We start from the raw sequence: 26,812 nt of genomic DNA on the forward strand, positions 1-26,812 counted from the left end.
GATTCCTAAGAGGGAATTAACTGAATTACCCTAACTAGCCTAAGACTTCCATCATTATTTTTAGATTGGTTAGTTGACATATTAACGAGTGGACAAACTTACAATAAAACTTGAAAGTCTACCACATTTGTTGGGGCAAGATGAGACAAGAAAAACGATTTTTGCCCATTAAAGAACAGCATGGGTAAAGTTTGCTCACAGCAAAACTATGCTATGTTGACGAAAGCACCGACAAGAGAATGTAACGTTTTGCGCACGAAATTTAACATTATGGCTGCAATTTTTCCAGCCAATCCTCTGCTCGCCCACATTTTTGCGAGTATTGCGCCAACTTGTTTGGGGCAAAACAAGGTGCGCATAGAGGTGGATAAATAACCATTGAACATTGTTTAAACATACAATTTGCGCACCATTAAGTGCCTTTTGCAGCATAATTTGGGGTAAAAAGCACCAAAACGCAGGGTAAAAAGCACCAAAACGCAATGCAAAATGCACCAAAACGCAATGCAAAAAGCACAAAAATGCAAGGTAAAATGCAGCAAACAGCAAGCCCGTTGCAAGAATATGCAGTGCATAAAAGGGCTTAAAAGCGTTTCGGGGGACTGAAATAGCGTGCAAAAAGGGGCAAAACAATGCTTTAACCACTGCCGTTTTGGTGCTAAATGCAGAAAAATCGGACGATAATTTTTGCGGTTGGACAACAATCTAGAAGGGTAAAATGATGCAAAACGCCCTTCAGGCTATCATTTTTTGACAGAAATTGGGGCGCGTAAGGTCACCAATGAGGGCTAAAAGCATGCTTTTAGCGGTGTTTTGACTCTAAAAAGGGATGGAAAGAAAAACGCGTTTTGTAAAACAAACAAAACATATTTAACACTTTAATACACGTATGAAGAAAACAATTTTAGTTGACCAGCGAACAACCTAACGACTTAACAACCCCGCTTTATAACCTTTTCAACCATGGCATCCACCTCGGTCATGGGCTCAAATCAAACATAAAAAACAAACTTATGCTCTTGTGGGACAAGATGATTTTGCGCAAGCGTATAATAGAATGTATCAACGAATTGTTGAAGAACATGGCCAACCTTATCCATTCACGCCATCGCTCCGTACATAACTTCCTCATGATTCTCTGTGCGGCGGCATTTGCAGCATACAGTCTCTTCGAGAAAAAGCCCAAGACACTGCCGTGCGCATTGAAAAGAGTAGGCAATTGGAGCTTTTCTAAACCAATTCTTCTCCCGAACTGGCATAAAATATTTTATTTATTTGACCAGGTGATTGTCAAAAAAGAACACAGGGCTGCTTATTTAAAGGATATCCCGCTATGTTTTTTGTGTTATTTAAGTTTTACCGGACAGCAATATTTTAAAATGAACAACTCGCCTTTGCGCCTAGCGCATTTTGTCAGGTCTGACGATGCAAAAATAGAGGGCTTTTAATGCAATTCCAAGAGACAGGGGTACAGTAGGAAGTATAGGGGAATGCAGTAAAATCAGAGACTATCTAAAAACGCTAAATACATTTTCAAAAAGCGAACCGTTCCAGGCGAAAGGGTTTTCGTTTCCAACCATCATTGACTACTTAAGAGATTACTTTTGTATCCTGACACAAGAAAAATCATTTGAGTCGCATTAAAGCCCCGTTTTTCTTCGTTTTATTCATTATAAGTTCATAACTTTGTAATCACTATCAAGACAAACAAACATTCGATGGGACAGAAGAAACAGCATAGCAAGCTCATCAAGGAACATTTGAGAAAGCGAGGCATAAACCAAACATAGCTTGCCAAAGAATCGGGTATGTGTTTCAGCACTACCAACACCACGTTAGCAACCGCTAACAACTCAATAAATCTACTATCTTCAAAATTGCCGATTTACTGGGTTTGTCACCAAAAGTGTTAGCAAAATAAGAAATCATGAATATAATAACAACATCGTCATTTTTTCCTGCTATCAGAAATACAGATTTGATAAAAGGTAAAACATATGTAGGCATAGACTTTGGTACATCAACTACGGTTGTCTCAATTGCTTCATACGACGAAGATAACAATTTGATCCATACAAACTCTCTGCGTTTGAAACAAAAGTTTCCAGATGGAACGATCTATTCATCTGAGATTGTTCCGTCTGTAATAGCATGGCTGAACAAACAAATTCTTGTAGGAGAAGGTGCATCTCAACTTAAATATCAATTGAAAAGCGGGAAAAACATTTGGTATTCGTTCAAAATGGAATTAGGCGAAGATTTAGGGGCTAAATATTACGAAAGTGAGCTTCGTGATATCCCGCCATTCAACATAAGAAATCCCAAGGATGCCGCTCGTGTTTTTTTTGCCTATCTTAAGTATTTGGTCACAGAGTATTGTCATAAACACAATTTAACTGAAGACATATCATATGCGGTTAGCATTCCTGCTTCTTTTGAAGCTAACCAGCGTAAAGACCTCCTTGACGTTCTGATGTCAAATGAGATGAAAGTTTCCAAGCAAGCTCTGATTGATGAGCCTAATGCTGCTTTTATTAGTTATGCTGTAACCCGCGCAACTGAGGGGCAACCACTGTTTGTAAATTCTGATTACAATCCTAAAATACTGGTCTTTGACTTTGGAGGTGGTACATGTGATATTTCCATTTTGGAAATAGGACAAAACGCAAATGGTTTTTTCTCAAAAAACATTGCTATATCAAAGTTTACCAAATTAGGAGGTGATGATATAGATAGGTATCTTACTTATCACTACTTAATGCCAAGATTCTTAAAAGCAAATGGTAAAAAGATGGAGCACTTCCGCACTAATGAAAAAAAGCAGATCGCTTCTGCTTTATATAAAGTAGCAGAACGCTTAAAAATTCTAATAAACAAATCACTTGCGACTCTAACAGACAATTTTGTTATGCCAGATCTAAAGCATAGCGATACCAAGACTTCGTTGGAGTCAGATGTGATAGTATTTACCAACAAGGGGGTTCTTAAACAAACTAGTTTCTACTTGACTAATAAAGAAATGACCGAAGCGATGACCTATTTCTTGAAGAAAGGTTATGGAAAAACTACTAGGATTAAAGGGGAAGATGAATATAATAGTATTTATTCTCCAATAGAAAGTGCAATTAAGAAGTCGAAAATTCGTAAAGAAGAAATAGATTATATTCTACTTATTGGAGGAAGCGCTCAAAGCCCTTATATTCAAGAGGAATTAAAAAATTATTTTGAAGATTCGGAAATATTGGTACCTTCGAATCTACAAACTCATGTTTCACAAGGAGCTGCCATACATAGTCTTTTATTCAATGGTATGAATAAATGCCTTATACAACCAATCTCTAGCGAGCCAATTTTTATCATTACAAAAGACGAGAAGCCTAAAGTTATTCTCCCCGCAGGAACCCAATTCCCTTGTGATACAATTATAATTGACGACCTTGTTACAAGTAGGGAAGGTCAGAAAATTATCGAATTGCCTATATGTGTTGGAGATGTAAGAAAACTTCTTTTCAATCTTAAAATCGAATCCCCACTTCCATCGGGATTCCCTGTTAACTGTCCTATTCAGCTTGCAGTCGAAGTAAATACGGACAAAATGTTTATTGCAAGAGCCACTTGTATGGGAGTTGTGTGCCATGTGGAGCCGTTAAGTCCATTTGCAAACAAAGAACTCAGTACGGAAGAACGTATGGCCCTAAAAGCAGAACGACAAGCTAATTTGGAAGCAGAATTGAACGGAGGTGTTCCTTCTAAGCAAACATTAATTGCTTTGAGATTAGCCTATAGCGAAGCTGGACATACATTCAAGGCAGCTGAAACATTTGAACTTCAGAACGAATTATATCCAGAAGCAAATATGTATAACAGCATAGCTGTACATTATAACAATGCAGGAGCTACAGACAAAGCCATTGAATTCTATGAAAAAGCATTAGAAGAAAATCCTAATCATAAGCATGCGAATGCAAATTTAGGTTCAACACTTCGGTATAGCAACCCTAAACGTGCAAAAGAATGCTTACAGAGAGCTCTCTCTATAGACCCAGATCATGATATTGCACTCATCGAGCTCGGAAGAATTCAGAAATCAGAGGGAGATATCACCAAAGCAATAGAAAAATTCCAAAAAGCCTATGACAAATACATACGCCAATGGAAAACCAATTCTTTGCCTTCATATGCTTATGGATGGTTTGCTTCTCTTGCAGAAGAACTAGGAGAGAAAGATTTTGCATATGAGATACGTTGCTCTACCCCAAAATCTGGGAGCGAATCATATTATAATCTAGAAAATCTTTCAAAAACAAAAACAAACATGTTAACAAAAGAATAGTTTATTATGCACATTCCTCCTTCTAACAAGTTAGACCCTCAACAGCAGGCTTTTCTTGATAAGGTTAATACCTTAATTGATAGTTCTAGCTCAAGTTTTCGCAACCAATGGATTCAAGGCTTTGCAGGGTCTGGAAAGTCCGTTTTACTCGCATATGCCGCCAAAACAATTCTAGCCAAAAAGCCAAATGCACGTATTTTAGTTATCGTATTTACTCAGTCCCTTGTAGAAATGTTCAAGGCAGACTTCAAAGAGATTGGCTTAGAAAAAAAAATAAGCATTGACACGTATTACGGATTCATGACGAGTAGAGCTCATTATGATTTCATTCTTTGTGATGAAGTTCAAGATTTGACTACACGTGTCATTCGTGAGATGAATGCCAGAAGTTCGAATATAATTGTAGCAGGTGATTCTAATCAATCTATATTTGAAAGAGACCCACGTTGGAGAGAAAATACTGTTACACCCTCTGAAATTAGCAGACTCATAAATGGAGATCAATATGAATTGGGAATTATACATAGACTTTCTCGTTCACTAATAGATGCTGTGCAACGTTTCTTACCTAGAATGAACATATTCTCTACAAAGAGAGATATGACAAAGGAAGATACACAAATTCGTCTTTGTGAAGCTCCCTCTGAAGCAAAGGAAGTAAAATACATTATGGAACAAGCAACAAAGGCAATTAATGTAGGAGATTCAACTGCCATCTTAATACCTACTGCTCAAAAAATCATACACTTTATCAATCAGGCACTTAGAGATGCAGGCAAATCAGAATGGGTTGAATCTACAAATAACTGGGGAAGAGTTGATTTTGGTTCCATGAATTCTCATTTACACAAAGAGGGACTTAAAATGCAATACGTAGGAAATGGATATGGTAGTTTTGACGAAAATGATCGTCGCATAATTGTTATGACATTCCATAGCGCAAAAGGTCTTGACTTCGAAAACGTTTTCATCCCTTTTGCAAATGCAAGTATGTATATCTGTCCTAACGACTCCCTTGCAAAAACGTTATTCATGGTAGCAATGACCCGTACAAGAAAGAATTTATACATCACTTATAATGGTTACCCAAGCAACTATCTTGACGCATTTAAATCAAACTGTTCGCAAATTGACATCACTTCTACAATACAAACACCACAAACCAGTGGTAATAACACTTGGGGCTTCTAATTATGAAAAATTATTTAGCAATTTTACGCAAGCTAGACTTTGTTGATTTGTTCAAATATGGACATTATTTTATAAATAATGCTGTTGAATTTGATGGAAATATTGCATCGCATAGTGATGATAATAAACTGTTTGACATGCTCACTTCTAGAATGAATATGTTTGAATATTCATTTGAATATCTCATAATTCATTTTTTAGCAGACGATCATGTCGAACAACCTATTTCCCTAACCATAGAAAACGTTTGTAATATTTATGCTTTTGACGAAGAAGCAAAAAAGGAGATGTCTATTTCTTTTGACCCTCGAATACAATTACATGTTTCACCATGGGCAGACAAATTCCTAAAGCTTCAGCAAAAAAATAGTATAATACAAAGCACTCGAGGGGTCAAAAATACTTGGACTATTTTTGGTTTGCCTGAGTCTGATTTATCAAAATGTGAAGTAATAATAACTCCTGATGTAGTGCAGGAGGCATTCCGTGAGCTATACGCTCATGAAAGACCTGTTGGTGAACAATCAATTTGGACATATCTTTTAAGATATGAAAGACATAGTTATTATCCTAAAGGAATGATTGGTTTTTTCTGTGATTTTATTCATGTCTTCTGTAATTACTCAAAAAAACAAGAACTCAGTGGGGAAGTTGCAGAAACAACAGAATTATATTCTCAATTTATGGCATGTAAGAAGCCACAATTTATACAACTACTAAAGATCGTTGAGTCCTCGAAATTATATCGGATGTCGGAACAAGCATCAGGATGTAGATTCGCAATCGCAGCTCCTTTATTCTTATACTTAAAATCTGAATTTGCGGGCGGAATGGTGCATAAGCCAAGTGCCAAGTTAATTAAGTATGCAAAAGAGATTGGTGGCTTTGAATGTTCTATCGCAATTTATCTCCTTGGCATTTCATTAGGTTATGATAAGACATATGATGTCTTCTACGAATCAGCAAAATTATCTTTCTTTAAAAAGTCGGATATTAGGGAAGTTTCTAACACAATTTATGGCGATTGGGAGAGTGTCGACTCTCACTTTAATGAACCGTCAGAGAATCCAAGATTAGAATCTTCAAACAACACAGAAAATGGTAATAAATCACAGGAAGATTGTAAGGCTATAGTAACTGCATCTACTGATGGGATAAATCCAGATGACCCATATATACAAAAAGAACCATTCCCCGTGGATAATACCAAAGAAGTTCTTCCCGAGCCTGTTTTATGGATGAAGAGGAAAGAAAAAAGAAAAAAAGCCGACATTCGTCCTGTTTTTAACCAAAGTGAACGCTCTAAGTTAGAAGGAATGGGATACAACCCTGTAACACGATTTGATACAACCGTTAAAGAAATTATAAAGTCTTATGGGTATGACCCGAAAGAAGAAAAAAAACGGTTGATGAAAAACAAAAAGATATAATAATGTTAATAATAAAGCAATATGACTGTTTTTAATTATCAGCAGAAAGTAGCCATGATGCGTATCTTATTAGATATTATCCATGCTGATGGACGCATTGATGCTCGTGAAGTTTTCTATTTCAATCAGCTTAAAGAAAAATTTGAAATATCAGAAGATTCCCGCAGGGATGTGGAAGAAAAAAACTCCCTGATGGCACTTGCACAAATCAAAATGTTTGATAATGAGCAAAAGGATTACTTTGCTGAACTGATGGCGAATATGATTGTTATTGACGAGGATATTGATGCTAATGAGGTACTAATATACGATGTAGTCCAAGAATTTGCTCACATAGACAAGAAATTTGACAAATAAAATATCAAATATCCCTTGAATTCCTCCCTTCTGTCGCAAATTTGATAGTAATAAACATATGGTAGGCTGGAGCAACCAGCCTACTTTAGTTGTTAAGAATTTATTGCTGTCCGGTAAAAGTAAATTGAAAGTCTGCAATCCGTTTGTCTAAGGCCAATACTGGCGTTTTTATATCTATGGGGCTTGAATTCCAGTTACAAATCGTAAGCACTATAAAATGCACTTGTTTTTTTATTAGATAATGGTTTAGTTTTGGAATTTAAGGTACAGAAATGTAGTATTAAAGGCAATTCTTCTTACACAGACTGGGAGAATAAAGTTTTACCAGACAGCAATATTAAGATTCATCTATATTTTTCAGTAGTATCAAGCTTTGTTCCACTCACAAGCGATGATTGGCACACAGCAATGGTCTTGATGCACTTGATGCAATAGAAAAGAAATATGCGTGCACAAAAAAACGCCCCTACCCTCACGGATAGAGACGTTTAATTTATAAGTCGATAACTGTTGTTTATTCAGCCTTTGCTTCTTCGGCAGCTTCTGCCTTGGGAGCCTCTTCAGCCTTAGGAGCTTCTTCGGCAACGGGTTGAGCAACTTCGGCAGCAGCGGTTTCGCCTTCGGCCTTGGTGCTCTTGCGGCTACGACGTGTTTTCTTAGCCTCTGCCTTAGGCGTCTTGGCCATGTTCTCGTCGAAGTCTACCAGTTCGATGAACGCTATTTCAGCGGCATCGCCCTTGCGGAAACCCAGTCGGATGACACGGGTATAGCCACCGGGACGGTCTCCCACCTTAGCAGCAACCACTTTGAACAGTTCGGTAACGGCATACTTGTTTTGCAAGTAGCGGAAAACCACACGACGCGAGTTGGTGGTATCTTCCTTTGAACGTGTGATAAGCGGTTCTACATATTTCTTCAAGGCTTTTGCCTTGGCGAGAGTCGTAGTGATTCTTTTGTGCATAATCAGCGAAATGGCCATGTTAGCAAGCATGGCATTGCGGTGAGGTGCAGTACGACCCAGGTGGTTGAATTTCTTATTATGTCTCATTTTTATTTTTCTTAAATAGCGGAGGGGGTAACAGCTGGTGGGCGAAGGCTATGCGCCCATCACCCACCGGTGCTGATATTTAGTCCCTGTCCAGTTTATACTTTGAAATGTCGGTTCCAAAAGACAGATTCAGACCCAAGAGCAAATCATCAAGCTCTGTGAGCGATTTCTTACCAAAGTTGCGGAACTTCAAGAGGTCGGTCTTGTTGTATTGCACAAGGTCGCCCAGTGTTTCCACATCGGCAGCTTTGAGACAGTTGAGGGCGCGAACGCTGAGGTTCATGTCCACAAGCTTGGTTTTAAGCAGCTGACGCATGTGCAGCACTTCCTCGTCAAACTCTTCGTTGGTGTCAACGTCTTGGTTCTCAACGGCGATTTTCTCGTCGGAGAAGAGCATAAAGTGATAGATGAGGATTTTAGCGGCCTCTTTCAGCGCGTCTTTGGGACTGATGGAGCCGTCCGTCGTCACGTCGATAACGAGCTTGTCGTAGTCGGTTTTTTGTTCAACACGATAAGGTTCAACCGAATAGCGTACGTTACGGATGGGGGTGTAAATGGAATCGATAGGAATTACATTCACATCGGTGCAGAACTCACGATTTTCGTCGGCAGGCACGTAGCCACGTCCTTTGTTAATGGTGAGATCAATCTGCAATGAAGCTTTGGCATCTAAATGACAAATCACCAAATCGGGGTTTAACACTTCAAATCCAGTCAGATACTTGCCAATGTCACCAGCTTTGAACTCGGTGGTGTTCTCAACCGTGATACTAACTTTCTCGTTCTCGAATTCTTCTACTACTTGCTTGAATCTTACTTGTTTCAAATTCAAGATAATGTTGGTCACATCTTCCTTAACACCAGGCACAGAAGAGAACTCGTGCTCAACACCGGCGATGCGCACGGTATTGATGGAGAAACCTTCTAGCGATGAAAGGAGAATGCGGCGGAGGGAGTTACCGATGGTAACGCCGAACCCAGGCTCAAGTGGACGAAATTCGAAACGACCGAATTTGTCGTTGGCCTCCAACATTACAACTTTATCAGGTTTTTGAAATGCTAATATCGCCATTAATTCAATGATTTATTTAGAGTACAACTCAACGATTAACTGTTCCTTAATGTTCTCAGGAATGTCGGCACGCTCGGGCTTGTGCAGGAACTTACCGCTCTTTGAGGCGTCGTCCCACTCAATCCAGGGGTACTTGCTGTGGTTGAAACCAGCCAAGGCAGCCTCGATAACTTCGAGCGACTTAGCTTTCTCGCGCACGCCGACAACTTGGCCGGCTTTCACTGAATAAGAAGGAATGTTTACTACCTTGCCGTCTACCACGATATGCTTGTGGCCAACGAGCTGGCGTGCGGCTGCACGGGTAGGAGCCAGACCAAGACGGAACACTACGTTATCCAGACGGCTTTCGAGGTTTTGCAACAGCACCTCGCCGGTGATGCCGCTAGCCTTAGCTGCCTTCTCGAACATGTTGCGGAACTGACGCTCCAACACGCCGTAAGTGTATTTAGCCTTTTGCTTCTCTGCCAACATGGCGCCGTACTCGGAAGTTTTCCTACGACGGTTGTTGCCATGCTGTCCAGGAGGGAAGTTTCTCTTGGACAAAACTTTGTCTGCGCCGAAGATGGGTTCACCAAAACGACGAGCAATTTTAGATTTCGGACCTATGTATCTAGCCATTGTTTATTTTATAACTTTTTTGTTTGTGTATCTTTGTTGCCTGCCACACTGGGTGCAAGCGTTGTGAAAAGTGCGTGTTATACGCGGCGACGCTTGGGAGGACGACATCCATTGTGGGGCAGCGGCGTAACGTCGATAATCTCGGTTACTTCGATACCTGCACCGTGCACGGCACGGATAGCGCTTTCGCGGCCGTTGCCGGGACCCTTAACGTAGGCTTTAACCTTACGGAGGCCGAGGTCGAATGCTACCTTGGCGCAATCTTCGGCTGCCATTTGGGCGGCATAGGGCGTGTTCTTCTTAGAACCACGGAACCCCATCTTACCAGCCGACGACCAAGAGATTACTTGACCTTCGCTGTTAGCCAAAGACACAATGATGTTATTGAATGAGCTATGAACATGAAGTTGTCCAAGAGCGTCTACCCTGACGTTTCTCTTCTTTGCTGCTATTTTCTTTGCCATAATTTCTTTTTAGTTTAAAAGTTTCAAGTTTCGAGTTTTAAGCATCGGGGCAAGCCCCGCCTTTCAACTTCCAACTAAATATTACTTAGTAGCCTTCTTCTTGTTAGCAACAGTCTTCTTCTTTCCCTTACGGGTGCGAGCATTGTTTTTGGTGCTCTGGCCGCGAACGGGAAGACCGTTACGATGACGTACGCCACGATAACAACCAATGTCCATGAGACGCTTGATGTTCAATTGAATCTCCGAACGGAGATCACCTTCTACTTTGAATTCAGCGCCGATAATTTCACGGATTTTGGCTGCCTGGTCGTCAGTCCACTCGCTGACTTTCAGGTCACGGTTCACACCAGCCTTGTCCAATATCTTTGCTGAACTACTTCGACCTATACCGTAGATATAAGTCAATGCGATTTCGCCACGCTTGTTTTGGGGCAAATCTACTCCAACAATTCTTATTGCCATTTGTTAATGATAAATGATTTGATAATGATTAAACGTTTAACCCTGACGCGTCTTGTACTTAGGGTTCTTCTTGTTGATAACGAACAAGCGACCTTTACGACGAACAATCTTGCAGTCGGGTGTACGTTTCTTCAACGATGCTCTTGTCTTCATATTCTAAATTGAATTATTTGTATCTAAACACAATCCTACCCTTGGTAAGGTCGTAGGGGCTCATCTCCACCTTTACCTTATCGCCAGGCAGTATCTTGATGTAGTGCATCCTCATCTTTCCTGATATGTGCGCCGTTATGGGGCAACCATTCTCAAGCTCTACGCGAAACATCGCGTTAGACAATGCTTCTACAATTGTTCCATCTTGTTCAATAGCAGATTGTTTTGCCATAAATTAACTCTTTGCTTTATCTGTAAGTTCTTTTCTCGTTTCTCGAACGGTTAGTTTCTGCGCAACGGCTATGGTTCAAGCAAGCTTGACATTTACCTTTCGGCATAACAAAGACGTCTGGGTGTTAGCTAACAAGTTAAAGGATTAACGAGTTAACAACATTCTCTGCCAGTCTTCGTTGTTAGCCATTTGGCTGAACTAAACGTTCTATTTCTTTGAATGATGATAAAATCTCGGCCTTGCCTTTCCTGATGGCGATGGTGTGCTCGTAATGAGCAGCCCAACTGCCGTCGACGGTGCGGATAGACCATTTGTCGGGTAAGAGCCCTATGCGACGATCGCCCATCGTAACCATCGGCTCGATGGCGATACACATGCCTTCTTTAAGCATCATGCCGCTTCCGCGACTGCCATAATTGGGCACTTTGGGTTCTTCGTGCATTTCGCGGCCGATGCCGTGGCCGGTTAGTTCGCGCACAATGCCATACCCGTGGCTCTCGCAAAACGATTGCACGGCATGGCCTATGTCGCCAAGATGGTTGCCGGCAACGGCAGCCTCGATGGCAAGATACAGCGACTTTCGTGTCACAGAGAGGAAATCTCTGACATTTTGTGCCACTTCTCCGACACAAAACGTGTAACAACTGTCACCGTTATACCCCGCAAGAAGTGTGCCACAATCGACAGAAATAATGTCTCCGTCTTTCAACACGGTCTTTTCGCTAGGTACGCCGTGCACTACAACCTCGTTAACCGAGGTGCAGATGCTCGCGGGGAAAGGCCCTCCAAAAGGATTGGGAAAGTTCTTGAACGTGGGGATGGCCCCATGATCGCGGATGAACTCGTCCGCTATCTTGTCCAATTGGAGGGTCGTTACACCCGGAACAATATGTTTAGCCAATTCTGCCAAGGTTTTACCAACAAGTTGGTTGGCCTGGCGCATCAGCTGGATTTCATCTTCAGTCTTGAGATAAACCTTCATTTGCGAAGTTCACAAGGCAAATCAATAAGCCGAAGGCACGCCTGCGGCGTTACGAGTATGGCCCGAATTGAGCAAACCATCGTAATGGCGCATCATGAGATAGCTCTCTATCTGCTGCAAGGTGTCGATAACCACACCCACGAGAATGAGCAACGAAGTTCCGCCGAAGAATTGCGAGAAACCTTGTTGCACGTTGAGCAATCCGGCCAACGCGGGCATCACGGCGATGAACGCGATAAACAGAGAACCGGGAAGAGTGAGGCGCGACATCACCGTGTCGATATAGTCGGCCGTGTCTTTTCCTGGCTTAATGCCTGGAATGAAACCGTTGTTGCGTTTCATGTCTTCAGCCATCTGAGTGGGGTTGAGCGTAATTGCCGTATAGAAATAGGTGAACGCGATGATGAGCGTCACATAAATGATGTTATACAGCAAAGAGCGGTTGTCCATCAGCGACTGTACCACATAGCTTGCATTCTCGGATTGATATCTCACGAGGGCCAAGGGAATGAACATCAAGGCCTGTGCAAAGATGATAGGCATAACGTTGGCAGCGAAAAGCTTGAGGGGCACATACTGACGTGCGCCGCCGTATTGCTTATTGCCAACTACGCGCTTGGCATATTGCACGGGAACCTTACGTGTGCTTTGTACCAAAAGGATTGCGGCACAAACGATGGCATAGAGAACGAGTATCTCGACGATGAACATGACAAGACCGCCACCTGCGATTGCTTCCAGGCGCGAACCCGCTTCCTGGATGAAAGCCTGTGGCAAGCGGGCGATGATGCCAACCATAATAATCAATGAGATACCGTTTCCTACTCCCTTGTCGGTGATACGCTCGCCCAACCAAAGAACGAACATACTACCTGCTGCAAGTATGATGGTGGCAGGAATCATAAACACCGACCATGAGATGCCAGAAGCCAAGGCACCCTCGGCCTGCATCTTTAGGTTGATAAGGTACGACGGTGCCTGAAACAGTAGGATAACTACCGTCAGGGCACGCGTGTACCAGTTTATTTTCTTCCGTCCACTCTCGCCCTCACGCTGCATCTTCTGGAAATATGGCACTGCCACGGCCAAAATCTGCATCACGATGGAGGCTGAGATGTAAGGCATGATTCCCAACGCGAAGATAGAGGCGTTGGAGAATGCACCACCGGAAAACATATCCAAAAGCGACATCAAGCCACCAGAGGTCTGCTTTTGTAGTGTGTCGAGCTGGGACGGGTTGATACCGGGAAGTACTACAAACGATCCAAAACGATAAATAGCTACAAATAGAATGGTAATGAGGAGACGCTGACGCAAGTCCTCAACTTTCCAACAGTTCTTTAGTGCCTCGATAAACTTTTTCATTGTCTTAGATTAAAGTAGTGTTACCTCCTGCTGCCTTGATAGCTTCTTCGGCAGACTTGGAGAATGCGTTAGCTTCAACAGTTAGGGCGGCCTTGATTTCGCCGTTGCCAAGAACCTTCACGAGCGACTTGCCATTGAACAGGCCAGCCTCTTTGAGTTCGGCAACACCGATTTTGGTCAGCCCCTTCTTCTCGGCCAAAGCCTGAAGTGTTGAAAGGTTAACGGGGAAATACTCCTTGTGATTGATGTTCTTGAAACCCGACTTCGGCACGCGGCGTTGCAACGGCATCTGTCCACCTTCAAAACCAATCTTCCTCTTATAACCGGAGCGCGACTTGGCACCCTTGTGTCCACGGGTAGACGTTCCGCCCAAGCCCGAACCTGGGCCGCGACCGATACGACGACGTGAATGAGTGGAACCAGCAGCCGGTTTCAAATTATGTAATTTCATAAATGTGCTAATTTGACTAAGTTTGTTATTCAACTACGGTTACCAGATGGTGAACCTTTCTAATCATACCGCGGATGCTGGGAGTGTCTTCCACTTCAACAACCTGAGAAATCTTGCGAAGTCCCAGACACTGGAGCGTACGCTTCTGGTCGATGGGGTAACCAATCTTACTCTTTACTTGTTTGATTTTAATCGTTGCCATGATGTTGCTCCTTATCCGTTAAAAACTTTGTCCATACTGATACCACGAACACCAGCGATGGTATAGGCGTCGCGCATGAGGCTGAGTGCCTCGATGGTGGCCTTCACCAGGTTGTGGGGGTTGGAAGAACCCTTCGACTTGGCAATCACGTCGGTGATGCCACAGCTCTCGAGCACGGCACGCATAGCACCACCAGCCTTCAAACCGGTACCGGCAGCAGCTGGTTTAAGCAATACCTGTGCTCCACCGTACGAAGTCTCCACTTCGTGGGGAACAGTGCCTTTGAGTACGGGAACCTTAACCAAGTTTTTCTTTGCAGACTCAACGCCCTTGGCGATAGCCGTTGTTACTTCGCCGGCCTTACCCAGACCGTAACCGATAACGCCATTGCCATCACCCACAACGACAATAGCAGCGAACGTAAAGGTACGACCACCCTTTGTTACCTTGGTAACACGGTTGATGGCAACCAAGCGGTCTTTCAATTCTGCGTCACTATTCACTCTTACTTTATTCATTGCCATAATCGTTTAAAAATTAAGTCCACCTTTGCGGGCTGCATCAGCCAATTCTTTCACACGGCCGTGATAGAGGTAGCCGTTACGGTCGAATACAACGGCGGTGATGCCAACAGCCTGTGCCTTTTGGGCAACAAGTTCGCCAACCTTCTGTGCCTGTTCTTTCTTAGGCATGGCTTCCATGCCCAGCGAAGAGGCAGAGGCAAGGGTGGTGCCGGTGATGTCGTTGATAATCTGAACGTAAATCTGCTTGTTCGAACGGAACACGCTCATGCGGGGACGCTCGGCAGTGCCGTTAACGCTCTTGCGAATTCTATATTTGATTTTAATTCGTCTTTCTACTTTCTTTGTTGTCATAATCGTCTAAATTTAAAGTTACTTAGCTGAGGCCGTCTTACCAGACTTCCTGCGAATAACCTCACCCTTGAACAAGATACCTTTACCCTTATAAGGTTCAGGCTTGCGGAAAGAACGAATTTTAGCGCAGATGAGACCCAGCAACTGCTTGTCGCAAGACTCCAAAATCAACAAGGGGTTTTGGTTTCTTTCCGACTTGGTTTCTACCTTCACTTCGGCAGGGAGCTGAATGAAGATGGGGTGCGTGTAACCCAAGGAGAACTCGATGAGGTTGCCTTGGTTGGATACGCGATAACCTACGCCGACAAGTTCCAACACCTTGGTGTAACCTTCGCTTACGCCAACAACCATGTTGTGAACCAACGAACGATACAAGCCGTGGAATGCTTGCTTCTGCTTAATGTTTACGGGGCTGTTTTCATCTACTTCGAAGACAATCTGACCATCTTCAATGTTCACCTTGATGGAAGAGTCGACATGTTGCGACAACTCGCCCTTGGGACCTTTAACGGTAACTACGCCGTTGGCCTGAGTAACGGTAACACCCGCGGGGATGCTGATTGGCAATTTACCTATTCTTGACATACTTATACCCTCCTTATTAATAAACGTAGCAAAGCACCTCGCCACCAATCTTCAAGGCGGCAGCCTCTTTGTTAGTCATTACACCTTGGGATGTAGATAAGATGGCGATACCTAATCCGTTAATTACTCTCGGCATGTCTTTATAGCCGGTGTACTGGCGCAAACCGGGAGTAGAGACACGTTTCAGACTCGTGATGGCGTTGGCCTTCGTCACGGGGTCGTACTTCAAGGCAACCTTGATTGAACCTTGGGGGCCGTCTTCCACGAACTTGTAGTTCAGGATATAACCCTTTTCGAAGAGAATCTTGGTGATCTCTTTCTTCAAATTAGACGCAGGAACTTCAACCACGCGATGGTGCGCCATGATTGCGTTCCTAAGTCTGGTCAGATAATCTGCTATTGGATCTGTCATATTATAAAATGTTTAATTGATCGGGACTTTCCCGACAATATTAAATAATTTCTTGTTTGCAGATGGAAGGTTAGGATTAGCGACAAACCATCGGCCACATGGGACAACGCCCCGCCACTAATCGAAAACTTTCATCTTGCTCCGTGATTACCAACTTGCTTTCTTCACACCGGGGATAAGTCCGGCCGAAGCCATCTCGCGGAACTGGATACGCGACAGACCGAACTGGCGGATATAGCCTTTGGGGCGGCCAGTAATCTTGCAGCGATTGTGCAGGCGGATGGGGTTAGCGTTCTTGGGAATCGACTGCAACTTGCGAGCTGCCTCGTAAGCTTCGGCGTAATCCTCAGAAGTAGCGATAATCTTTTTCAGAGCAGCACGCTTCTCGGCGTAACGGGCAACGAGTTTGGCACGTTTCACCTCGCGGGCTTTCATTGATTCTTTTGCCATATTGCTTAATCGTTTTTAGCGTTCTTGAAAGGAAGGCCGAATGCCTTCAACAAAGCGTATCCCTCTTCGTCGGTGTTGGCAGTGGTAACGAACGTGATGTTCATACCCTGAATGCGGTCGATGCCGTCGATGTTAATCTCAGGGAAGATAATCTGTTCGGCAATACCAAGCGTATAGTTGCCACGACCGTCGAACTTGCTCTCGATACCCTTGAAGTCGCGGATACGGGGCAGCGACACGCGGATGAGTTTCTCTAAGAACTCGTACATCCTCTCGCGACGAAGGGTAACCATCACACCGATGGGCATCTTCTTACGGAGTTTGAAGTTGGCGATGTCTTTCTTCGAATACGTTGCAACAGCCTTCTGACCCGTGATGGCGGTAATCTCGTTGATGGCCACCTCGATAATCTTCTTGTCTTGCGTAGCATCGCCCAAGCCTTGGTTGATGACGATTTTCTTCAAGACAGGAACCTGCATGGAAGAAGAATAGTTGAACTGCTTTTGCAATGCCGGGGCGATAGTCTCGGCGTAAACCTTCTTTAATTGTGCTGTATTCATTATTAAATCACCTCCCCGCTTTTCTTGGCGACACGCACTTTCTTGCCGTCGTCGGTTTTCTTCATTCCTACGCGAGTAGCCTTGCCACTCTTAGGGTCAATCAAACTCAAATTCGAGACGTGGATGGGTGCTTCCTGCTTAACGATACCACCTTGGGGGTTCTTTGCAGAAGGCTTCATGCTCTTGGAGACCATGTTCACGCCTTCAACGAGGGCGCGCTGCTTATCCACCAAGACTTTGAGCACCTTACCCTTCCGGCCCTTGTCGTCTCCGGCCAGAACGATAACCTCGTCACCTTTTCTAATATGTAACTTACTCATTACTTTCTGTTTATTAAATATTAAAGAACCTCAGGGGCCAAAGAAACCACCTTCATGTTAACGGCGCGAAGCTCGCGAGCAACGGGGCCGAAGATACGGCTACCACGAATTTCGCCGGCGTTGTTGAGCAACACACAGGCGTTGTCGTCGAAACGAATGTAAGAACCGTCTGCACGACGAATCTCTTTCTTCGTACGAACAATCAGGGCCTTTGATACCGCACCTTTCTTCAAATCACTTGAAGGGATAACGTTCTTGACAGAAACGACAATCACGTCGCCCACGCTAGCGTAACGGCGGCGGGTTCCACCCAATACGCGAATGCAAAGAGCCTCGCGCGCACCGCTGTTATCACATACTGTAAGTCTTGATTCTGCTTGTATCATAATTACTTAGCCTTTTCAATTATTTGAACTAATCTCCATCGCTTCGTTTTGCTCAAAGGACGGGTTTCCATGATAAGAACCGTGTCGCCGATGTTGGCTTCGTTCTTCTCGTCATGAACATGGTACTTCTTCGTTTTCTGAACGAACTTACCATATATCGGGTGTTTCTCTTTGAACTTAGCTGCAATAACAATGGTTTTATCCATCTTGTTGCTCAAGACAACACCCTGTCTTACTTTTCTTAAATTTCTTGTTTCCATCTGTGGACCATTATTATTTGTTAAGTTCTCTCTGACGAAGTTCCGTCTTCATGCGAGCGATGTCGCGACGAGCGCTCTTGATCTGCGATGGATTTTCAAGCGGGGTGATGTTATGGTTGAGCTTCATCTGGTCGTAAGCTGCCACAGCATTCTCCAGCTTCTCGGCCAAGTCCTTGGTCTCGAGTTCTTTCAGTTCTTTCATCTTCATATCTTAAGCGTTTTTATCGTAATCACGTCTAACAACAAACTTGGTTTTAACGGGCAGTTTCTGTGCTGCAAGGCGCAAGGCCTCTTTGGCGATCTCGAAACTTACGCCTTCCACTTCGAAGAGGATGCGGCCGGGAGTGACGGGTGCCACCCATCCAGCGGGATCTCCCTTACCCTTACCCATACGCACGTCGGCGGGCTTGCGAGTGATGGGTTTGTCGGGGAAGATGCGAATCCAAACCTGGCCTTCGCGTTGCATATATCTGTTCACGGCCACACGTGCTGCTTCAATCTGGCGGCTGTCTATCCATTTGGCCTCAAGGGTCTTGATGCCGAACGAGCCGAACGCCAATTGCGTACCACGGCTGGCATTGCCTTTGTTGCCGCGGCCGTCTTGTGGTCTTCTATATCTTACTCTTTTGGGCTGTAACATAATAACTTCTTACTTTTAGCGGTTATTGTTTCTCTTACGATTACCGCGGCCCGAACGGCCACCAGCGTTATTAGAACGGCCACCACTCTGCTTGTCCTGAGTAAAGTTAGGCGTGAGATCGCGGTCGCCGTAAACTTCGCCACGGCAAATCCACACCTTAATACCCAGAAGACCAACCTTGGTCAGCGCCTCTGCTTGGCAGTAATCGATGTCTGCACGGAAAGTATGGAGCGGCGTACGGCCTTCCTTGTACATTTCCTTACGGGCCATTTCGGCACCGTTGAGACGTCCTGTGATTTGAACTTTGATACCCTCGGCACCAGCACGCATCGTGTTTTGAACGGCCATCTTGATAGCACGGCGGTAAGCAATCTTACCCTCTACCTGGCGAGCGATGTTGTTCGCAACAATTGTGGCGTCTAGATCAGGTCTCTTCACCTCGAAGATATTGATCTGGATATCCTTCTTATAGAGTTTCTTAAGCTCTTCCTTGAGCTTATCAACGTCTTGTCCACCTTTACCAATGACGATACCGGGGCGGGCTGTGCAAATGGTGATGGTAACCAGCTTCAGCGTACGCTCGATGACGATGCGCGAAACGTTGGCCTTAGCCAAGCGCTCGTTGAGATACTTACGTATCTTCATGTCCTCAACGATGTTGTCGCCGAAGTTCTTTCCACCAAACCAATTTGAATCCCAACCACGGATAATACCTAGACGGTTGCTTATCGGATTAACTTTCTGTCCCATTATCTATTTATTTTTCGTCGTTAGTTTTGGCGTCAACAAACAAAGTAACGTGGTTCGAACGCTTGCGGATGCGATAACCGCGCCCTTGGGGGGCTGGTCTCATGCGCTTCATCGTCACGCCCTCGTCAACAAACACCTTGCTTATGTAAAGTTCTCCTTCGTCAGCCTTGCGGTCGTTTTTCGTTTCCCAGTTAGCCACAGCCGAACGCAACAGTTTCTCTACGTCGGCAGCTGCCTGCTTCTTGGAAAACCTGAGCACGCCCAGAGCACGGTTAACCTCCATTCCGCGTATCATGTCTACAACGTAGCGCATCTTACGTGGGGAAGAAGGAACGCCTTTGAGCTTGGCAAAATACAAATTTTTACGGGCCTCCTTCATCTTTTCGGCCGCTATATGTTTTCTTGCTCCCATTATTATTCCTATAATTTAAATGGTTGTCCCTTTACTTTCTGTTACCAGAGTGGCCGCCAAAACGACGCGTGGGAGAAAACTCGCCCAGCTTATGGCCAACCATGTTCTCGGTAATGTAGACAGGGATGAATTTGTTTCCGTTATGAACTGCCACCGTATGACCCACGAAGTCGGGGGAAATCATCGATGCCCTAGCCCATGTCTTAACGACACTCTTCTTGCCACTTTCGTTCATGGCGAGAATTTTCTTCTCGAGTGATACGTTGATATATGGTCCTTTTTTTAATGAACGACTCATAATTTACTCTTTAATTATTTTTTAGCTCTTTCAATGATATACTTGTTAGACTGCTTTTTGGGTGCGCGTGTCTTCAGACCCTTAGCATACAAGCCCTTGCGCGAGCGTGGGTGTCCACCACTCTGACGGCCTTCGCCACCACCCATGGGGTGATCTACAGGGTTCATAACAACACCACGGTTGTGAGGACGACGACCCAACCAGCGAGAACGGCCTGCCTTACCAGACTGTTCCAAGGCGTGGTCAGAGTTGCCTACACTACCCACGGTAGCCTTACAAGCGGAGAGAACCTTGCGGGTCTCGCCTGAAGGAAGCTTAATAACACAATAACTGCCCTCACGAGAAGTCAACTGAGCAAAATTACCAGCCGAACGAACCAATAGAGCTCCTTGTCCGGGGCGCAATTCAATGTTGTGAATTACGGTACCTACGGGAATGTTTGCCAAGGGGATGGCGTTTCCAATCTCAGGAGCCGCCTCCGCACCCGACAACAACGTGGAGCCCACTTGCAGTCCATTGGGAGCAATAATGTAACGTTTTTCGCCGTCAGCATAATACAACAAGGCGATACGAGCCGAACGGTTCGGATCGTATTCGATTGTCTTAACTACGGCGGGAACACCATCTTTCTCTCGCTTAAAGTCGATTACACGATACTTCTTCTTATGGCCGCCGCCCATGTAGCGAACGGTCATCTTACCGGTGTTGTTTCGACCACCGGTTGAGCGTTTTCCGTAAACGAGAGACTTCTCTGGCACGGATGCAGTAATCTCCTCGAACGTGCCAATAATCTTGTGTCTTTGTCCCGGGGTTACCGGTTTAAACTTACGTACTGCCATTTCTTATTTTAAATATTGCTGTAAAAATCAATTTCGTCGCCAGCCTTCAAGGTGACGATAGCCTTCTTGTAAGCGCTCTTCTGTCCTCTCACGAGGCCGGCACGCGTATAACGGCTCGAACGCTTGCCTGCATAACGCATGGTGTTTACGTCCAACACCGTAACATTATACAAGTTCTCGATTTCGCTCTTAATCTGCAGCTTGTTGGCTTCGGGGCGAACGATGAAACCATAGCGTGGCGTAGCAGCCTTGGTTCTAACTTCACCTTTTACCTTATAGCTTTTATCGCGAGAAGACTTTTCTGTAATTGCCGTCATCTTCTCGGTGACGATAGGTTTTATGATAAATCCCATTTTCTTTTGTCTCCTTTTACTTGTTTAAGATTCCGTCGATAGCCTCCAACGATTTCTCAGTAATAACAAGCACGTCGGCGTTCAACACCTTGTAGGCGTTGAGGGCGCTGGCGGTCATCACTTCGGAACGTTGCAAATTACGAGCCGACAAATATACATTTTTATTCACATTTGGCAAAAGAAGCAAAGACTTACGCTCTCCCAATTGGAGATTTTTAACTATATTTACGTATTCTTTTGTCTTTGGAGCTACCATTTCGAAGTCTTCTACCACGATGATGGCATTTTCCTTTGCCTTGTAGCTCAGGGCCGACTTACGGGCCAGAACCTTCACCTTCTTATTGAGCTTAAAGCTGTAATCACGAGGCTTGGGGCCAAACACGCGAGCACCGCCAACTAGAACGGGCGAGTTGATGTCGCCTCGGCGTGCGCCGCCACCGCCTTTTTGGCGGCCGAGCTTGCGGGTCGAACCGCTCATCTCACTCCTTTCCTTCGTTTTGGCTGTGCCTTGGCGTTGGTTAGCGAGATACTGCTTCACGTCTAGATAAAGAACGTGGTCGTTGGGCTCGATGCCGAAAATCGCGTCGTTGAGCACAACTTTCCTTCCGGTCTCCTGACCGTTGATATTCAATACGCTAACTTCCATTATTTCTTAATTAAAAGGGTTGAACCATTGCATCCGGCAACACTACCTTTCACAAGGATGAGGTTGTGTTCAGGAATTACCTTTAACACTTTAAGGTTCTGAGTCGTTACTCTGTCACCTCCCATTTGGCCGCCCATGCGCATGCCCTTGAACACCTTTGCAGGGTAAGAACAAGCACCGATTGAACCCGGTTTGCGGGCGCGGTCGTCCTGTCCGTGAGTGGTTTGTCCCACACCACCGAAACCATGACGCTTAACAACTCCTTGGAAACCCTTACCTTTCGAGGTTCCTACTACGTCTACAAACTCGGCACCTTCGAAAAGGTCCACCGTGATGGTGTCACCCAAGTTGTATTCCGTATCAAACTTGAACTCGGCCAAGTGCTTCTTCGGTGTCGTTCCTGCCTTTTCAAAGATACCGGCCATTGCTTTGGTGGTGCGGTTTTTCTTTGCCTCGCCGTAAGCCAACTGAACAGCCTTGTAGCCGTCGGTCTCTACGGTCTTAACCTGGGTAACAACACAAGGACCAGCTTCGATAACAGTGCACGGTACATTCTTACCGTCGGCACTGAAAACGGATGTCATTCCGATTTTTCTTCCAATTAATCCTGGCATTTCAATAATATATTAATAAAATAAATAGTTTAAACGTTTATAAGCTGTAAGGTTTATCAAGCTTGCTGCGCGTCTGCACCGTTAAGTGTAAATGCCTACACGCCTGCTTTGCTCTCATAAGCCATTCACTACACCTTGATTTCTACTTCCACACCACTGGGCAATTCTAGCTTCATCAGTGCATCTACGGTCTTAGCCGTCGAGCTGTAAATGTCGATAAGACGCTTGAAGTTCTGCAACTGGAATTGTTCGCGGCTCTTCTTGTTAACGAAGGTGCTTCGGTTAACGGTGAAGATGCGCTTGTGTGTAGGCAAGGGGATGGGTCCGCTTACGATTGCACCTGTGGCCTTAACAGCCTTTACGATTTTCTCTGCTGACTTGTCCACCAACTTGTGGTCGTAACTCTTCAGCTTAATTCTAATTTTCTGACTCATGTCGATTAAGTTGTTTTTAAATGATTATTATGTAGAGGAACGAAGTACGCCGGTTAAGAGTCATTCGCTAACCAACGCTCCGTCCCTCCGTTCTTACGATGTTGTTACACCAAGTCGGTGCGTCCCTTTACTTCTTCAAGCACTGCCTTAGCAATCGAGCTAGACAGCGGTGCATGGTGGTCGTACTCCATCGAGCTCGTTGCACGGCCCGATGTGATGGTACGCAGAGCAGTAACATAGCCGAACATCTCTGCCAATGGCACTTGTGCCTTCACGATGCGCGCACCGCTACGAGCCTCGTCCATGCCTTCCACTTGGCCACGGCGTTTGTTCAAGTCGCCGATAACGTCACCCATGTTCTCTTCGGGCGTTACCACTTCAACCTTCATGATAGGCTCCATCAGCACAGGACCTGCCTTGGGGCAAGCGTTGCGATAAGCGTTGATGGCTGCCAATTCGAACGAAAGTTGGTCAGAGTCTACGGGGTGGAACGAACCGTCGGTCAGCGTTACCTTCAAGTTCTCCATCGGATATCCGCCAAGCACGCCGTTCTTCATGGCACTCTCGAATCCCTTCTGTACCGAGGGGATGAATTCCTTGGGAACGTTTCCGCCCTTCACCTCGTTGATGAATTGGAAGTTGCCCTCCTTATAGTCTTCGTCCTTAGGCCCAACGGTAACGATGATGTCGGCAAACTTACCACGACCACCACTCTGTTTCTTATATACTTCGCGAAGTGTAACGTCCTTGGTGATAGCCTCCTTGTAGTTAACCTGGGGCTTACCTTGGTTACATTCCACCTTAAATTCGCGTTTCAAACGGTCGATGATGATGTCCAAGTGCAACTCACCCATACCCGAGATAATGGTCTGACCACTCTGCTCGTCGGTACGAACGGTAAAAGTGGGGTCCTCTTCGGCCAGCTTAGCCAAACCGTTGTCAAGCTTGGCAATGTCTGCCTGGCTCTTAGGTTCAACGGCGATAGAGATAACCGTATCGGGGAAGGTCATCGATTCGAGCACGATAGGCGCGTTCTCGTCGCAAAGCGTGTCGCCTGTGCGAATATCTTTGAAACCTACACCAGCACCAATATCACCAGCGTCGATGCTCTCCATCGGGATTTCCTTGTTAGAGTTCATCTGGAACAAGCGGCTGATACGCTCTTTCTTACCCGAACGGGCATTGTAAACATACGAACCGGCCTGAACCTTACCCGAATAAACGCGGAAGAACACCAAACGGCCCATGAAGGGGTCGGTAGCAATCTTAAACGCCAACGCAGAAGTGGGTGCGTCTTCGCTAGGCTTACGCTCTTCCTCCTGGTCGGTGTTGGGGTTAACGCCAACGATGGCCACCGTATCTAGCGGCGAAGGCAAAAATGCGCAAACATAATCCAAAAGGGGCTGCACACCTTTATTCTTATACGAGGAACCCAACACCATAGGCGTAAGTTCCATTGCGATGGTTGCCTTGCGGATTGCGGCAATCAGCTCTTCCTCCGTAGGCTCCACGCCTTCGAGGTACTTCTCCATCAGGGCATCGTCGAAGTTGGCGGCATTCTCCACCATCTTGTCGTGCCATTCCTTGGCCTCGTCAAGCAAGTCGGCGGGAATGTCCTCGATGCTGTATTCGGCGCCCATCGTCTCGTCGTGCCACAGGATGGCCTTCATCTTGATAAGGTCTACAACGCCTTTGAAGTTTTCCTCGGCGCCGATAGGTATCTGTACGGGGCAAGGGTTTGCGCCCAAAATGTCCTTCATCTGCTGAACCGTTTCGAAGAAGTCGGCACCCGAACGGTCCATCTTGTTCACGTAGCCAATACGTGGAACGTTATACTTGTCGGCTTGGCGCCATACGGTTTCCGATTGGGGCTGAACGCCGTCGGCAGCCGAATAGGTAGCCACAGCACCGTCGAGAACGCGCAGCGAGCGTTCCACCTCGGCGGTAAAGTCAACGTGACCCGGAGTGTCGATGAGGTTAATCTTAAACGACTTCCCGTCATAGTTCCAGTTACACGTCGTAGCGGCAGAAGTAATGGTTATACCACGCTCCTGCTCTTGGGCCATCCAGTCCATCGTGGCGGCACCGTCGTGCACCTCACCTATCTTGTGGGTCTTACCCGTATAGAAAAGGATACGTTCAGAAGTTGTGGTCTTACCGGCATCAATGTGAGCCATGATACCGATGTTACGAGTCAAATGTAAATCGCGATTTGCCATTGTCTTTTGTATACCTATTTATATATTAGAATCTGAAATGTGCGAATGCGCGGTTTGCCTCTGCCATGCGGTGCATGTCTTCTTTACGCTTGTAAGCGCCGCCTTGGTTGTTAAAGGCGTCCATAATCTCGGCAGCCAATTTGTCGGCCATGGTCTTGCCGCCACGTTTGCGGGCGTAAGAAATCATGTTCTTCATCGAGATACTTTCCTTGCGCTCTGCACGTATTTCGGTAGGAACTTGGAACGTGGCACCACCAATACGGCGGCTCTTCACCTCCACTTGAGGTGTGATGTTGTCCAAGGCCGTCTTCCAGATTTCGAGGGGCGACTTCTCTTCCTTCTCCATCTTTGCCTTTACGGTATCAAGGGCGTTGTAGAAAATTTCGTACGAGGCATTCTTCTTACCATCGTACATCAGGTGATTAACGAACTTAGAGACCTTTTGGTCGTTGTACACGGGATCGGGAAGGATCACGCGTTTCTTTGGTTTTGCTTTTCTCATTTTTGTTTTGAAAAAAAATAATTCTGCATGGGGTTGTCACTTGTTCTTCAACTTCCGCACCCGGATGTTTACTCAACCTTTTAGGCGTGTTACAAAACTTATCAAAACCCGCCTCAAACAATTCACCAGCAAAACGGTTTATACTTTCTTGGTGCCTTTATCGTCTGCACCACGACGTTTCTGTTCACTTGTCTTTTTCTGAATAAGCTTTTAAGTTTGCAAACCCCGGCAAACACCTCTCGCCTAGCCCCGAAGTCCTTGCTACCGCAAGCCTTACCGGCGTATGAGTTCACGAACTTAAAAACTTATTGCGGCGCGCATGTTATTTCTTAGCGGCCTTAGGACGTTTTGCGCCATACTTCGAACGGCGCTGCGTGCGGTTGGCTACACCTGCGGTATCAAGCGTACCGCGAACAATGTGGTAACGAACACCAGGGAGGTCTTTAACACGACCGCCACGAACAAGCACGATGCTGTGCTCTTGCAGGTTGTGGCCTTCTCCGGGAATGTAAGAGTTAACCTCCTTTTGGTTTGTCAGACGCACACGGGCAACCTTACGCATTGCCGAGTTAGGCTTCTTAGGGGTTGTGGTGTAAACACGAACACAAACGCCACGGCGTTGCGGACACGAGTCCAACGCAGGCGACTTGCTCTTGTCCACAAGCACCTTTCTGCCTTTTCTTACTAGCTGTGAAATAGTAGGCATAATTTTACTTTTTAATTTTATATGTTATTTTCGTTATTATCAAGCGAATACAGAAACGGCACAATATGCCTTTTCGGGGTGCAAAGTTACTAACAATTCTCCTAACTACCTAACATACATCCCTTTCATTTCCGTCCACGATATAATATTTTGATTTATTTAAACATTATTAACATACAACACATCCCCCA

At 45.2% G+C, this 26,812-nt stretch carries 38 protein-coding genes and 1 pseudogene; 5 read left to right on the forward strand and 34 right to left on the reverse strand.

Annotated elements, in window-relative coordinates; genetic code table 11:
* Window positions 1–195: 195 nt before the first annotated feature.
* Window positions 196–645 carry a hypothetical protein gene (locus HMPREF2955_RS15610; protein ID WP_139145463.1) on the reverse strand — a complete coding sequence of 150 codons (450 nt, stop codon included), beginning with the start codon at window positions 643–645 and terminating at the stop codon, window positions 196–198.
* 305 nt (window positions 646–950) lie between these two features.
* Here HMPREF2955_RS15610 and HMPREF2955_RS14900 point away from each other — a divergent pair.
* The 5 genes and pseudogenes from HMPREF2955_RS14900 to HMPREF2955_RS03175 form a co-directional block, all read left to right on the forward strand.
* Window positions 951–1,234 (forward strand): annotated as a pseudogene (locus HMPREF2955_RS14900) (transposase); the annotation flags it as partial.
* 693 nt (window positions 1,235–1,927) lie between these two features.
* Window positions 1,928–4,333, forward strand: coding sequence for an Hsp70 family protein (locus HMPREF2955_RS03160; RefSeq protein WP_070720908.1), 2,406 nt, complete (start codon window positions 1,928–1,930; stop codon window positions 4,331–4,333).
* A 6-nt stretch (window positions 4,334–4,339) separates the two neighbouring features.
* The gene (locus tag HMPREF2955_RS03165; protein WP_070720911.1) at window positions 4,340–5,524 is read left to right on the forward strand and encodes a 3'-5' exonuclease; all 1,185 of its coding nucleotides are present in this window, start codon (window positions 4,340–4,342) and stop codon (window positions 5,522–5,524) included.
* 2 nt (window positions 5,525–5,526) lie between these two features.
* Complete coding sequence (locus tag HMPREF2955_RS03170) at window positions 5,527–6,954, forward strand: hypothetical protein (protein ID WP_070720914.1); 1,428 nt, start codon at window positions 5,527–5,529, stop codon at window positions 6,952–6,954.
* 21 nt (window positions 6,955–6,975) lie between these two features.
* Window positions 6,976–7,311 carry a hypothetical protein gene (locus HMPREF2955_RS03175; RefSeq protein WP_070720917.1) on the forward strand — a complete coding sequence of 112 codons (336 nt, stop codon included), beginning with the start codon at window positions 6,976–6,978 and terminating at the stop codon, window positions 7,309–7,311.
* A gap of 514 nt (window positions 7,312–7,825) precedes the next feature.
* On the opposite strand, the gene rplQ is transcribed toward HMPREF2955_RS03175, so the two are convergent.
* The 33 genes from rplQ to rpsL form a co-directional block, all read right to left on the reverse strand.
* The gene (gene rplQ, locus HMPREF2955_RS03180) at window positions 7,826–8,359 is read right to left on the reverse strand and encodes a 50S ribosomal protein L17 (RefSeq protein WP_019189032.1); all 534 of its coding nucleotides are present in this window, start codon (window positions 8,357–8,359) and stop codon (window positions 7,826–7,828) included.
* Window positions 8,360–8,438: 79 nt separating this feature from the next.
* Window positions 8,439–9,431: a DNA-directed RNA polymerase subunit alpha gene (locus HMPREF2955_RS03185; protein WP_009231149.1), complete on the reverse strand. Its 993-nt coding sequence runs from the start codon at window positions 9,429–9,431 to the stop codon at window positions 8,439–8,441.
* A gap of 12 nt (window positions 9,432–9,443) precedes the next feature.
* Window positions 9,444–10,049, reverse strand: coding sequence for a 30S ribosomal protein S4 (gene rpsD, locus HMPREF2955_RS03190; protein WP_009231150.1), 606 nt, complete (start codon window positions 10,047–10,049; stop codon window positions 9,444–9,446).
* 77 nt (window positions 10,050–10,126) lie between these two features.
* Window positions 10,127–10,513, reverse strand: coding sequence for a 30S ribosomal protein S11 (gene rpsK / locus HMPREF2955_RS03195; protein ID WP_025815525.1), 387 nt, complete (start codon window positions 10,511–10,513; stop codon window positions 10,127–10,129).
* A gap of 81 nt (window positions 10,514–10,594) precedes the next feature.
* Window positions 10,595–10,975 (reverse strand): 30S ribosomal protein S13, encoded by a 381-nt coding sequence (gene rpsM, locus HMPREF2955_RS03200; RefSeq protein ID WP_009231152.1) that lies wholly within the window; start codon window positions 10,973–10,975, stop codon window positions 10,595–10,597.
* 36 nt (window positions 10,976–11,011) lie between these two features.
* Window positions 11,012–11,128 (reverse strand): type B 50S ribosomal protein L36, encoded by a 117-nt coding sequence (ykgO, locus tag HMPREF2955_RS14910; protein WP_009237638.1) that lies wholly within the window; start codon window positions 11,126–11,128, stop codon window positions 11,012–11,014.
* Window positions 11,129–11,141: 13 nt separating this feature from the next.
* On the reverse strand, window positions 11,142–11,360 hold the full coding sequence (infA, locus tag HMPREF2955_RS03205; protein WP_009160996.1) for a translation initiation factor IF-1: 219 nt from the start codon (window positions 11,358–11,360) through the stop codon (window positions 11,142–11,144).
* A gap of 181 nt (window positions 11,361–11,541) precedes the next feature.
* Entirely contained in the window at window positions 11,542–12,342 is an 801-nt protein-coding gene (map, locus tag HMPREF2955_RS03210; protein WP_070720920.1) for a type I methionyl aminopeptidase, read from the reverse strand.
* 21 nt (window positions 12,343–12,363) lie between these two features.
* A complete protein-coding gene (secY, locus tag HMPREF2955_RS03215; RefSeq protein ID WP_070720923.1) occupies window positions 12,364–13,707 on the reverse strand; it encodes a preprotein translocase subunit SecY in 1,344 nt (447 codons plus the stop codon).
* 4 nt (window positions 13,708–13,711) lie between these two features.
* Window positions 13,712–14,158, reverse strand: coding sequence for a 50S ribosomal protein L15 (gene rplO, locus HMPREF2955_RS03220; protein ID WP_070720927.1), 447 nt, complete (start codon window positions 14,156–14,158; stop codon window positions 13,712–13,714).
* 25 nt (window positions 14,159–14,183) lie between these two features.
* Window positions 14,184–14,360, reverse strand: a complete 177-nt coding sequence (gene rpmD / locus HMPREF2955_RS03225) for a 50S ribosomal protein L30 (RefSeq protein WP_009231157.1) — start codon at window positions 14,358–14,360, stop codon at window positions 14,184–14,186.
* 11 nt (window positions 14,361–14,371) lie between these two features.
* Window positions 14,372–14,884: a 30S ribosomal protein S5 gene (gene rpsE / locus HMPREF2955_RS03230; protein WP_009231158.1), complete on the reverse strand. Its 513-nt coding sequence runs from the start codon at window positions 14,882–14,884 to the stop codon at window positions 14,372–14,374.
* Window positions 14,885–14,890: 6 nt separating this feature from the next.
* A complete protein-coding gene (gene rplR, locus HMPREF2955_RS03235) occupies window positions 14,891–15,235 on the reverse strand; it encodes a 50S ribosomal protein L18 (RefSeq protein ID WP_070720930.1) in 345 nt (114 codons plus the stop codon).
* Between the two features lie 18 nt (window positions 15,236–15,253).
* Window positions 15,254–15,820: a 50S ribosomal protein L6 gene (rplF, locus tag HMPREF2955_RS03240; RefSeq protein WP_009231160.1), complete on the reverse strand. Its 567-nt coding sequence runs from the start codon at window positions 15,818–15,820 to the stop codon at window positions 15,254–15,256.
* Window positions 15,821–15,836: 16 nt separating this feature from the next.
* The gene (gene rpsH / locus HMPREF2955_RS03245; RefSeq protein ID WP_009231161.1) at window positions 15,837–16,232 is read right to left on the reverse strand and encodes a 30S ribosomal protein S8; all 396 of its coding nucleotides are present in this window, start codon (window positions 16,230–16,232) and stop codon (window positions 15,837–15,839) included.
* A 147-nt stretch (window positions 16,233–16,379) separates the two neighbouring features.
* On the reverse strand, window positions 16,380–16,682 hold the full coding sequence (gene rpsN, locus HMPREF2955_RS03250) for a 30S ribosomal protein S14 (protein WP_009231162.1): 303 nt from the start codon (window positions 16,680–16,682) through the stop codon (window positions 16,380–16,382).
* 5 nt (window positions 16,683–16,687) lie between these two features.
* A complete protein-coding gene (gene rplE / locus HMPREF2955_RS03255) occupies window positions 16,688–17,242 on the reverse strand; it encodes a 50S ribosomal protein L5 (RefSeq protein ID WP_009237631.1) in 555 nt (184 codons plus the stop codon).
* A 2-nt stretch (window positions 17,243–17,244) separates the two neighbouring features.
* The gene (gene rplX / locus HMPREF2955_RS03260) at window positions 17,245–17,562 is read right to left on the reverse strand and encodes a 50S ribosomal protein L24 (protein WP_070720933.1); all 318 of its coding nucleotides are present in this window, start codon (window positions 17,560–17,562) and stop codon (window positions 17,245–17,247) included.
* A gap of 20 nt (window positions 17,563–17,582) precedes the next feature.
* Entirely contained in the window at window positions 17,583–17,948 is a 366-nt protein-coding gene (rplN, locus tag HMPREF2955_RS03265; protein ID WP_009231165.1) for a 50S ribosomal protein L14, read from the reverse strand.
* Between the two features lie 2 nt (window positions 17,949–17,950).
* The gene (gene rpsQ / locus HMPREF2955_RS03270) at window positions 17,951–18,208 is read right to left on the reverse strand and encodes a 30S ribosomal protein S17 (RefSeq protein WP_009231166.1); all 258 of its coding nucleotides are present in this window, start codon (window positions 18,206–18,208) and stop codon (window positions 17,951–17,953) included.
* Window positions 18,209–18,221: 13 nt separating this feature from the next.
* Entirely contained in the window at window positions 18,222–18,416 is a 195-nt protein-coding gene (rpmC, locus tag HMPREF2955_RS03275) for a 50S ribosomal protein L29 (RefSeq protein WP_009231167.1), read from the reverse strand.
* Window positions 18,417–18,419: 3 nt separating this feature from the next.
* Window positions 18,420–18,848, reverse strand: a complete 429-nt coding sequence (rplP, locus tag HMPREF2955_RS03280; protein WP_070720936.1) for a 50S ribosomal protein L16 — start codon at window positions 18,846–18,848, stop codon at window positions 18,420–18,422.
* A 15-nt stretch (window positions 18,849–18,863) separates the two neighbouring features.
* Window positions 18,864–19,598 (reverse strand): 30S ribosomal protein S3, encoded by a 735-nt coding sequence (gene rpsC, locus HMPREF2955_RS03285; RefSeq protein ID WP_009231169.1) that lies wholly within the window; start codon window positions 19,596–19,598, stop codon window positions 18,864–18,866.
* Between the two features lie 7 nt (window positions 19,599–19,605).
* On the reverse strand, window positions 19,606–20,010 hold the full coding sequence (gene rplV / locus HMPREF2955_RS03290; protein ID WP_070720939.1) for a 50S ribosomal protein L22: 405 nt from the start codon (window positions 20,008–20,010) through the stop codon (window positions 19,606–19,608).
* Window positions 20,011–20,041: 31 nt separating this feature from the next.
* Complete coding sequence (rpsS, locus tag HMPREF2955_RS03295; RefSeq protein ID WP_009161014.1) at window positions 20,042–20,308, reverse strand: 30S ribosomal protein S19; 267 nt, start codon at window positions 20,306–20,308, stop codon at window positions 20,042–20,044.
* A 14-nt stretch (window positions 20,309–20,322) separates the two neighbouring features.
* Entirely contained in the window at window positions 20,323–21,147 is an 825-nt protein-coding gene (gene rplB / locus HMPREF2955_RS03300; protein WP_009231171.1) for a 50S ribosomal protein L2, read from the reverse strand.
* An 8-nt stretch (window positions 21,148–21,155) separates the two neighbouring features.
* A complete protein-coding gene (rplW, locus tag HMPREF2955_RS03305) occupies window positions 21,156–21,500 on the reverse strand; it encodes a 50S ribosomal protein L23 (protein ID WP_009231172.1) in 345 nt (114 codons plus the stop codon).
* A 16-nt stretch (window positions 21,501–21,516) separates the two neighbouring features.
* Complete coding sequence (rplD, locus tag HMPREF2955_RS03310; RefSeq protein ID WP_070720944.1) at window positions 21,517–22,146, reverse strand: 50S ribosomal protein L4; 630 nt, start codon at window positions 22,144–22,146, stop codon at window positions 21,517–21,519.
* The gene (gene rplC / locus HMPREF2955_RS03315) at window positions 22,146–22,760 is read right to left on the reverse strand and encodes a 50S ribosomal protein L3 (RefSeq protein WP_009231174.1); all 615 of its coding nucleotides are present in this window, start codon (window positions 22,758–22,760) and stop codon (window positions 22,146–22,148) included. The genes rplD and rplC overlap by 1 nt, the downstream gene beginning before the upstream one ends.
* Before the next feature lie 128 nt (window positions 22,761–22,888).
* Window positions 22,889–23,194, reverse strand: coding sequence for a 30S ribosomal protein S10 (gene rpsJ / locus HMPREF2955_RS03320; RefSeq protein WP_009231175.1), 306 nt, complete (start codon window positions 23,192–23,194; stop codon window positions 22,889–22,891).
* 104 nt (window positions 23,195–23,298) lie between these two features.
* Complete coding sequence (gene fusA / locus HMPREF2955_RS03325) at window positions 23,299–25,413, reverse strand: elongation factor G (protein ID WP_070720947.1); 2,115 nt, start codon at window positions 25,411–25,413, stop codon at window positions 23,299–23,301.
* Window positions 25,414–25,438: 25 nt separating this feature from the next.
* Entirely contained in the window at window positions 25,439–25,915 is a 477-nt protein-coding gene (gene rpsG / locus HMPREF2955_RS03330; protein ID WP_009231177.1) for a 30S ribosomal protein S7, read from the reverse strand.
* Window positions 25,916–26,237: 322 nt separating this feature from the next.
* The gene (rpsL, locus tag HMPREF2955_RS03335; protein ID WP_009231178.1) at window positions 26,238–26,621 is read right to left on the reverse strand and encodes a 30S ribosomal protein S12; all 384 of its coding nucleotides are present in this window, start codon (window positions 26,619–26,621) and stop codon (window positions 26,238–26,240) included.
* Window positions 26,622–26,812 lie beyond the last annotated feature (191 nt).

Origin of the sequence: Prevotella sp. HMSC073D09, assembly GCF_001814145.1 — a bacterium.
Lineage (GTDB): Bacteria > Bacteroidota > Bacteroidia > Bacteroidales > Bacteroidaceae > Prevotella > Prevotella conceptionensis.

Coding starts and splice junctions, on each gene's coding strand:
- HMPREF2955_RS03160 (WP_070720908.1), top strand. CDS start 1,928: ATGAATATAATAACAACATCGTCATTTTTTCCTGCTATCAGAAATACA.
- HMPREF2955_RS03165 (WP_070720911.1), top strand. CDS start 4,340: ATGCACATTCCTCCTTCTAACAAGTTAGACCCTCAACAGCAGGCTTTT.
- HMPREF2955_RS03170 (WP_070720914.1), top strand. CDS start 5,527: ATGAAAAATTATTTAGCAATTTTACGCAAGCTAGACTTTGTTGATTTG.
- HMPREF2955_RS03175 (WP_070720917.1), top strand. CDS start 6,976: ATGACTGTTTTTAATTATCAGCAGAAAGTAGCCATGATGCGTATCTTA.
- rplQ (WP_019189032.1), bottom strand. CDS start 8,359: ATGAGACATAATAAGAAATTCAACCACCTGGGTCGTACTGCACCTCAC.
- HMPREF2955_RS03185 (WP_009231149.1), bottom strand. CDS start 9,431: ATGGCGATATTAGCATTTCAAAAACCTGATAAAGTTGTAATGTTGGAG.
- rpsD (WP_009231150.1), bottom strand. CDS start 10,049: ATGGCTAGATACATAGGTCCGAAATCTAAAATTGCTCGTCGTTTTGGT.
- rpsK (WP_025815525.1), bottom strand. CDS start 10,513: ATGGCAAAGAAAATAGCAGCAAAGAAGAGAAACGTCAGGGTAGACGCT.
- rpsM (WP_009231152.1), bottom strand. CDS start 10,975: ATGGCAATAAGAATTGTTGGAGTAGATTTGCCCCAAAACAAGCGTGGC.
- ykgO (WP_009237638.1), bottom strand. CDS start 11,128: ATGAAGACAAGAGCATCGTTGAAGAAACGTACACCCGACTGCAAGATT.
- infA (WP_009160996.1), bottom strand. CDS start 11,360: ATGGCAAAACAATCTGCTATTGAACAAGATGGAACAATTGTAGAAGCA.
- map (WP_070720920.1), bottom strand. CDS start 12,342: ATGAAGGTTTATCTCAAGACTGAAGATGAAATCCAGCTGATGCGCCAG.
- secY (WP_070720923.1), bottom strand. CDS start 13,707: ATGAAAAAGTTTATCGAGGCACTAAAGAACTGTTGGAAAGTTGAGGAC.
- rplO (WP_070720927.1), bottom strand. CDS start 14,158: ATGAAATTACATAATTTGAAACCGGCTGCTGGTTCCACTCATTCACGT.
- rpmD (WP_009231157.1), bottom strand. CDS start 14,360: ATGGCAACGATTAAAATCAAACAAGTAAAGAGTAAGATTGGTTACCCC.
- rpsE (WP_009231158.1), bottom strand. CDS start 14,884: ATGGCAATGAATAAAGTAAGAGTGAATAGTGACGCAGAATTGAAAGAC.
- rplR (WP_070720930.1), bottom strand. CDS start 15,235: ATGACAACAAAGAAAGTAGAAAGACGAATTAAAATCAAATATAGAATT.
- rplF (WP_009231160.1), bottom strand. CDS start 15,820: ATGTCAAGAATAGGTAAATTGCCAATCAGCATCCCCGCGGGTGTTACC.
- rpsH (WP_009231161.1), bottom strand. CDS start 16,232: ATGACAGATCCAATAGCAGATTATCTGACCAGACTTAGGAACGCAATC.
- rpsN (WP_009231162.1), bottom strand. CDS start 16,682: ATGGCAAAAGAATCAATGAAAGCCCGCGAGGTGAAACGTGCCAAACTC.
- rplE (WP_009237631.1), bottom strand. CDS start 17,242: ATGAATACAGCACAATTAAAGAAGGTTTACGCCGAGACTATCGCCCCG.
- rplX (WP_070720933.1), bottom strand. CDS start 17,562: ATGAGTAAGTTACATATTAGAAAAGGTGACGAGGTTATCGTTCTGGCC.
- rplN (WP_009231165.1), bottom strand. CDS start 17,948: ATGATACAAGCAGAATCAAGACTTACAGTATGTGATAACAGCGGTGCG.
- rpsQ (WP_009231166.1), bottom strand. CDS start 18,208: ATGGAAACAAGAAATTTAAGAAAAGTAAGACAGGGTGTTGTCTTGAGC.
- rpmC (WP_009231167.1), bottom strand. CDS start 18,416: ATGAAGATGAAAGAACTGAAAGAACTCGAGACCAAGGACTTGGCCGAG.
- rplP (WP_070720936.1), bottom strand. CDS start 18,848: ATGTTACAGCCCAAAAGAGTAAGATATAGAAGACCACAAGACGGCCGC.
- rpsC (WP_009231169.1), bottom strand. CDS start 19,598: ATGGGACAGAAAGTTAATCCGATAAGCAACCGTCTAGGTATTATCCGT.
- rplV (WP_070720939.1), bottom strand. CDS start 20,010: ATGGGAGCAAGAAAACATATAGCGGCCGAAAAGATGAAGGAGGCCCGT.
- rpsS (WP_009161014.1), bottom strand. CDS start 20,308: ATGAGTCGTTCATTAAAAAAAGGACCATATATCAACGTATCACTCGAG.
- rplB (WP_009231171.1), bottom strand. CDS start 21,147: ATGGCAGTACGTAAGTTTAAACCGGTAACCCCGGGACAAAGACACAAG.
- rplW (WP_009231172.1), bottom strand. CDS start 21,500: ATGGGATTTATCATAAAACCTATCGTCACCGAGAAGATGACGGCAATT.
- rplD (WP_070720944.1), bottom strand. CDS start 22,146: ATGGAAGTTAGCGTATTGAATATCAACGGTCAGGAGACCGGAAGGAAA.
- rplC (WP_009231174.1), bottom strand. CDS start 22,760: ATGCCAGGATTAATTGGAAGAAAAATCGGAATGACATCCGTTTTCAGT.
- rpsJ (WP_009231175.1), bottom strand. CDS start 23,194: ATGAGTCAGAAAATTAGAATTAAGCTGAAGAGTTACGACCACAAGTTG.
- fusA (WP_070720947.1), bottom strand. CDS start 25,413: ATGGCAAATCGCGATTTACATTTGACTCGTAACATCGGTATCATGGCT.
- rpsG (WP_009231177.1), bottom strand. CDS start 25,915: ATGAGAAAAGCAAAACCAAAGAAACGCGTGATCCTTCCCGATCCCGTG.
- rpsL (WP_009231178.1), bottom strand. CDS start 26,621: ATGCCTACTATTTCACAGCTAGTAAGAAAAGGCAGAAAGGTGCTTGTG.